Below are 7020 nucleotides of genomic sequence, written 5' to 3' on the forward strand. Positions count from 1 at the left end.
TCTCGACGAGGTCCAGCGGCTGGAGACCACGGGGAACGACGGCGAGGGCGCCGACGCCGCGGGTGCGCAGCTGCGCGAGCGCCTGAAGCCCCTCACCGAGGGGGAGCGGGACCGGGCGCTGCTCGACCTGGTCCGCAAGCACGCCGCTTCCGTGCTCGGTTACGCCTCCGCGGAGACGGTCGAGCCCCACCGGGCCTTCCGCGATCTGGGCTTCGACTCGCTGACCGCCGTCGACCTGCGCAACCGGCTGGCCGCCGAGACCGGTCTCAGCCTGCCCGCCACGCTGGTCTTCGACTACCCCAGCGCCGCGGTGCTCGCGGCGCACCTGCGCACCGAGGTGCTGGGCGCCTCCTCCCCGGCGGCGTCCTCCGCGTCCGGGGCCCAGGCGGTGTCCGGCGCGGACGACGACCCCATCGCGATCGTCTCCATGAGCTGCCGCTTCCCCGGCGGGGTGCGGAGCCCGGAGGACCTGTGGCAGCTGGTCGAGAGCGGCGGTGACGCCATCTCTACGTTCCCGTCGGACCGCGGCTGGGACCTGACCGGCATGTACGACCCGGACCCGGACCGGCCGGGCACCTTCTACGCCCGCGAGGGCGGATTCCTCTACGACGCGGGCGAGTTCGACCCCGGATTCTTCGGCATCTCGCCCCGTGAGGCGCTGGCGACCGACCCGCAGCAGCGGCTGCTGCTGGAGACATCCTGGGAGGCGTTCGAGCGGGCGGGCATCAACCCCGCCTCGGTCCGGGGCAGCCAGGTCGGTGTGTTCGTCGGCTTCTCGGGCTCGGGGTACGGCGCCAATCTGGAGACCGTGCCCGAGGACGTCGAGGGCCATCTGCTGACCGGCAACGCCGGCAGTGTCGTCTCCGGCCGTCTGGCCTACACCTACGGCCTGGAAGGCCCCGCCGTGACGGTGGACACGGCCTGCTCGTCGTCGCTGGTGGCCCTGCACCTGGCCTGCCAGTCGCTGCGTCAGGGCGAATGCTCCATGGCCCTGGTCGGCGGTGTGACGGTGATGGCGACGCCCATGGCGTTCGTCGAGTTCAGCCGGCAGGGCGGGCTCGCCCCGGACGGCCGGTGCAAGCCGTTCGCCGCCGCGGCGGACGGTACGGGCTGGAGCGAGGGCGCCGACGTGCTGCTGGTGGAGCGGCTGTCGGACGCCCGGCGCAATGGCCACCAGGTGCTGGGCATCGTGCGTGGCTCGGCGGTCAACCAGGACGGCGCGTCCAACGGCCTGACGGCGCCCAACGGCCCGTCGCAGCAGCGGGTGATCCGCCAGGCGCTGGCCAGCGCCGGGGTGTCGGCCGCCGAGGTGGACGCGGTGGAGGCGCACGGCACGGGCACCTCGCTGGGTGACCCGATCGAGGCGCAGGCGCTGCTCGCGACCTACGGCCAGGAGCGGCCGGAGGGCCGCCCGCTGTGGCTGGGCGCGCTGAAGTCCAACATCGGCCACACCCAGGCCGCCTCCGGACTCGCCGGTGTCATCAAGATGGTGATGGCGATGCGGCACGGTGTGCTGCCCAAGACGCTCCACGTGGACGAGCCGTCGCCGCAGGTGGACTGGTCGGCGGGCGAGGTGCGGCTGCTGACCGAGGCCACCGCGTGGCCGGAGACGGGGCAGCCGCGCCGGGCCGGTGTCTCCGCGTTCGGTGTGAGCGGCACCAATGTGCACACCATCATCGAGCAGGCCCCGTCGGACGAGGAGGAGGCGCGACCGGCCGATGTGACGGCCCCCGACGACCGTGGCACGGCTCCCTGGACGCTCTCCGCCCGGAGCGCGGACGGGTTGCGCGCCCAGGCGCGGCGGCTGCGTGCCCATCTGACCGCACGCCCGGAGCTGAGCCTGAAGGACGTGGGCTATTCGCTGGTCGCCACCCGGTCGGTGTTCGAACACCGTGCCGTGCTGACGGGCACGGACCGTGCGGAGCTGCTGCGCGGGCTCGAGGCCGTCGCCACCGGCGAGGAGGCTCCCGGGGTCGTGCGCTCGGTCGCCACCCCGACGGGGGTCACCGCCTTCCTGTTCTCGGGCCAGGGTGCGCAGCGCCTGGGCATGGGGCGGGAGTTGTACGAGGCGTTCCCGGTGTTCGCCCGCGCCCTGGACGAGGTGTGTGCGCATCTGGACGTGGTGCTGGACCGTCCGCTGCGTGAGGTGATGTTCGCCGCCGAGGGCAGCGCGGACGCGGAGCTGCTGGATCAGACCGCGTTCACCCAGCCCGCGCTGTTCGCGGTCGAGGTGGCGCTGTTCCGGCTGCTGTCCTCGTGGGGCGTGGCGCCGGATGTGCTGATCGGGCATTCGATCGGTGAGGTGGCCGCGGCGCATGTGGCCGGGGTGTTCTCGCTGGAGGACGCGTGCACGCTGGTCGCGGCCCGTGGCCGGCTGATGCAGGCGCTGCCCGAGGGCGGCGCGATGGTCGCCGTCCAGGCGTCGGAGGAGGAGATCGCGGCGTCGCTGGCCGGTCGTGAGGCGGAGGTGAGCATCGCCGCCGTCAACGGCCCCACCGCCGTGGTCATCGCGGGTGACGAGGCGCCCGTGCTGGAGATCGCCGCCCAGTGGGCCGAGCAGGGCCGCAAGACCCGCCGGCTGCGGGTCAGCCACGCGTTCCACTCGCCCCGCATGGACGCCATGCTGGACGACTTCCGCGAGGTCGTCGAGGGGCTGTCGTTCGCCCCGCCGGCCATCGCCCTGGTCTCCAATGTGACGGGCAAGCCGGCGGGCGCCGACGAGGTGTGCTCCCCCGAGTACTGGGTGCGCCACGTGCGGGAGGCCGTGCGCTTCCTGGACGGGGTGCGCTCCCTCGAGATCGCGGGGGTGAGCAGGTTCTTCGAGGTCGGTCCCGACGGTGTGCTCGCGGCGATGGCGCGGGAGTGCCTGACGGCGGAGGACGCTTCGGCTTCGGTCGTCGTACCGGCGCTGCGCAAGGACCGCCCGGAGGTCCAGGCGCTGACGACGGCGCTGGCCGAACTCCACGTCCACGGCGTCACCGTCGACTGGGAGGCCATGTACACCGGCCAGGACGTCCGACGGGTCGAACTGCCGACGTACGCGTTCCAACGGCAGCGCTACTGGCTGGACGCCCCCGAGAGCGACACCTCCGCAGCCCCCGCCTCCGTCGACTCGGCCGACGCCCGGTTCTGGGACGCGGTCGAGCGTGCGGACCTCGAGGCGCTGACCACCGCGCTGCGGGTGGACCAGGACGCCTCGCTGACCGAGGTGCTCCCGGCCCTGGCGTCGTACCGCAAGGGGCACCGTGAGCGGTCGACGGTGGACGGCTGGCGCTACCAGATCGCGTGGCACCCGGTGGCCGAACTCTCCGAGCGGGCGCTGACCGGAACCTGGATGCTCATGGTTCCGCGGTCGCACGCCGATGACGAGCTGGTCACCTCCGCGGCGCAGCTGCTCCAGCGGCAGGGCGCGGAAGTGGCGCGCATCGTGCTCGACGGCTCGGTGGACACCGACCGCGGAGCCCTCGCCGAGCGGTTGCGCACGGTCGCCGAGGGCGCCTCGGACGGGGCCGTCGGCGGGGTGCTCTCCCTGCTGGCCCTGGACGAGAACCCCTGCCCCGGTCACGCGGTGGTGCCGCGCGGGCTCGCGCTGAACCTCGTCGCGCTGCAGGCACTCGTGGACGCCGGTGTCGAGGCCGCACTGTGGGTGGCGACGCGAGGTGCCGTGTCGGTGACCGGCTCCGACCCCCTGCGCAGCGCCGTCCAGGCGCAGATCTGGGGGCTCGGCCGGGTCGCCGGTCTGGAGCACCCCCGGCTGTGGGGCGGTCTGGTCGACCTCCCGGAGACGCTCGACGAGCGGGCCGCGGACCGGCTGTCCGGAGTGCTGGGCGGTGGCGCGGGCGAGTTCGAGGACCAGGTGGCGGTGCGCGCCTCCGGTGTGTTCACCCGGCGCCTGGTGCGGGCCGCGGCGGCGCGGACCACGGCCCGGCCGTGGAGCGCGCGGGGGTCGGTGCTGGTGACCGGCGGTACCGGGGGAGTGGGCAGCCAGGTGGCCCGGTGGCTGGCCCGCGCCGGCGCCGAGCACCTGGTGCTGACCAGCCGCCGTGGTCCGGAAGCCGACGGGGCGGCCGAACTGCGCGACGAACTCACCGCGTTGGGCGCCGAGGTGACCATCGAGGCATGCGACGCCGCGGACCGCGACGCCCTGGCCGCCGTCCTGGCCGCCATTCCGGAGCGGTATCCGCTGAGCGCCGTCGTGCACGCGGCGGGGGTCCTGGACGACGGTGTCCTGGACGCGATGTCGGTGGAGCGGGTCGCGGGCGTACTGCGTCCCAAGGTGGACGGCGCCCGTAACCTCCACGAGCTGACCGAGGGCCTCGACCTGTCCGCGTTCGTGCTGTTCTCCTCGCTCGCCGGGGCGATCGGCGGTGCCGGGCAGGGCAGTTACGCGGCGGCCAACGCCTACCTCGACGCCCTGGCACAGCAGCGCCGGGCCCAGGGCCTGGCGGCCACCTCGGTGGCCTGGGGGCCGTGGGCCGAGGGCGGCATGGCGGTCGACGGGGCGCTGGAGGACCGGCTGCGGCGCGGCGGCATGGCCGCGATGGCCCCGGACCTCGCGGTCAAGGCCCTCCAGCAGGCCCTCGACCTGGAGGACACGCACCTGGCCGTCGCCGACCTCGACTGGGAGCGATTCGTCCCGTCCTACACCGCCGTACGGGCCAGCCGGCTGCTGGACGAGGTGCCCGAGGCCCGGCGGATACTTCAGGCCGCGCTGAGCGGTGGCGCCGCGGCACAGTTCGAGACCGGTGGCTCCGAACTGCGTGAGCGGCTCGCCGGAATGTCGGAGGCGGAGCAGGAACGAGCGCTGCTCGAGCTGGTCACCACACAGGTGGCGATGGTGCTGGGCTTCCCGTCGGTGGAGTCGGTCGAGTCCCAGCGGGCCTTCCGGGAACTCGGCTTCGACTCACTGACCGCCGTCGAACTGCGCAACCGGCTTGACGCGGCGACGGGCCTGCGCCTGCCCGCGACCATCGTCTTCGACCACCCGACGCCCGTGGCGCTCGCCCGCCGGCTGCGTACCGATGTCGTCCAGGACGGGGTCTCGGCGGCCGCACCGATCCTCAGCGAGCTGGACCGGATCGAAGCGGCCATGGCCACGATCTCCGCCGACGACGTGGACCGGCCGAGGATCACGACGCGCTTGCAGACGCTTCTCCTGAAGTGGGGAGAGGCGGAGCAGGATTCGCCCCACGCGGGCCAGAAGGCGGTTTCGGACAAGATTCAGTCGGCGACGTCGGACGAGATCTTCGACTTCATCGACAAGGAGCTCGGAATCTCCTGAGCTGGCGCGGTCGGTTCCCGAGGGTCGTTCCTTACTACTTCCATGGGTGACATAACAATGAACGAAGAGAAGCTTCTCGACTATCTCAAGCGGGTGACCGCGGATCTCCAGCAGACTCGCCGGCGCCTGCTCGAGGCCGAGTCGGCGGACCAGGAACCGATCGCGATCGTCGCCATGAGCTGCCGGTTCCCCGGCGGGGTGAACTCCCCCGAAGACCTGTGGCGTCTGGTGGCGGACGGCACCGACGCGATCTCGGAATTCCCCATGGACCGAGGCTGGGACGTCGACGCCCTCTATGACGAGGACCCGGACCGTCCCGGCACCAGCTATACGACCGAGGGCGGTTTTCTGGAGAACGCCGGCCAATTCGATCCGGCGTTCTTCGGGATCTCACCGCGCGAGGCGCTCTCGATGGACCCGCAGCAGCGGCTGCTGCTGGAGACCTCGTGGGAGGCGGTCGAGCGGGCGGGCATCGACCCGATGTCCCTGCGGGGCAGCAGAACCGGTGTGTTCGTCGGGACCAACGGCCAGGACTACTCCATGCTCATGCTCGGCGCGGCCGAGAGCATGGAGGATGTCGAGGGCCACTCGGGCACCGGCAACGCGGCGAGCATCGTCTCCGGCCGGATCTCCTACACCATGGGCCTCGAGGGCCCCGCGCTCTCCGTGGACACGGCGTGTTCCTCCTCCCTCGTGGCCCTGCACCTCGCCATTCAGGCACTGCGCCAGCGCGAGTGCACGCTCGCGCTGGCCGGTGGCGTCACGGTGATGTCCACCCCGTCGGCGTTCGTCCAGTTCAGCAGGCAGCGCGGCCTGGCGGCGGACGGCCGGTGCAAGCCGTTCGGGGCCGCGGCCGACGGCACCGGCTGGGGCGAGGGCGTGGGCATGCTGCTCGTGGAGCGGCTGTCGGACGCGCAGCGCAACGGCCACAAGGTGCTGGCCGTCGTACGGGGTTCGGCGATCAACCAGGACGGCGCCTCCAACGGTCTGACGGCGCCCAACGGCATATCGCAGCAGCGGGTCATCCGGCAGGCACTGACCAGTGCCCGTCTGTCGGCCGCCGACGTGGACGCGGTGGAGGCGCACGGGACGGGCACCACACTGGGCGACCCGATCGAGGCGCAGGCGCTGATGGCCACGTACGGGCAGGACCGCCCGGCGGACCAGCCGCTGTGGCTGGGCGGTATCAAGTCGAACTTCGGCCATACGCAGGCCGCCGCCGGTGTCGCCGGGGTCATCAAGATGGTGATGGCCATGCGCGAGGGAGTGCTGCCGAAGACGCTCCACGCGGAGGAGCCCTCGCCGCACATCGACTGGACCGGCGGCGCCGTGTCCCTGCTGCACGAGTCCACCCCGTGGCCGGACCGGGATCGCCCGCGCCGCGCCGCCGTGTCCTCGTTCGGCATGAGCGGCACCAACGCGCACACCATCCTGGAGCAGGCGCCGGAGGACGAGGCGGCCGAGCCCGCCGAGGCCGAGGTCGCCGACGGTCCGGTGGCGTGGGTCGTGTCGGGCCGCAGTGCAGAGGCGCTGCGGGCGCAGGCCGGGCGGCTGCGGGAGTTCCTCACGGAACGCCCGGAACTGGCCGTGGCGGACGTGGCGCTGTCGCTGGCGACGACCAGGTCCGCCTTCGAGCACCGGGCCGTGGTCACCGGGACCGGCCGTACCGAACTCCTCCAGCGCCTGGAGGCCGTCGCCGAGGACGCCACCACCTCGAACGGAGTGGTGCGGGGGAGGAC

Annotated in this window: 2 protein-coding genes; both read left to right on the plus strand. The window is 72.9% G+C overall.

The annotated features are described in order from the left end of the window. On the plus strand, nucleotides 1-5281 hold a 5281-nt coding region (locus AXW62_RS38425), incomplete at its 5' end, for a type I polyketide synthase (protein WP_159061066.1). Between the two features lie 57 nt (nucleotides 5282-5338). Beyond that, nucleotides 5339-7020 (plus strand): type I polyketide synthase (locus AXW62_RS38430; protein WP_174556480.1); only part of this gene is annotated, 1682 nt, incomplete at its 3' end.

Source organism: Streptomyces hygroscopicus subsp. hygroscopicus, assembly GCF_001553455.1.
Taxonomy (GTDB): Bacteria; Actinomycetota; Actinomycetes; order Streptomycetales; family Streptomycetaceae; genus Streptomyces; species Streptomyces hygroscopicus.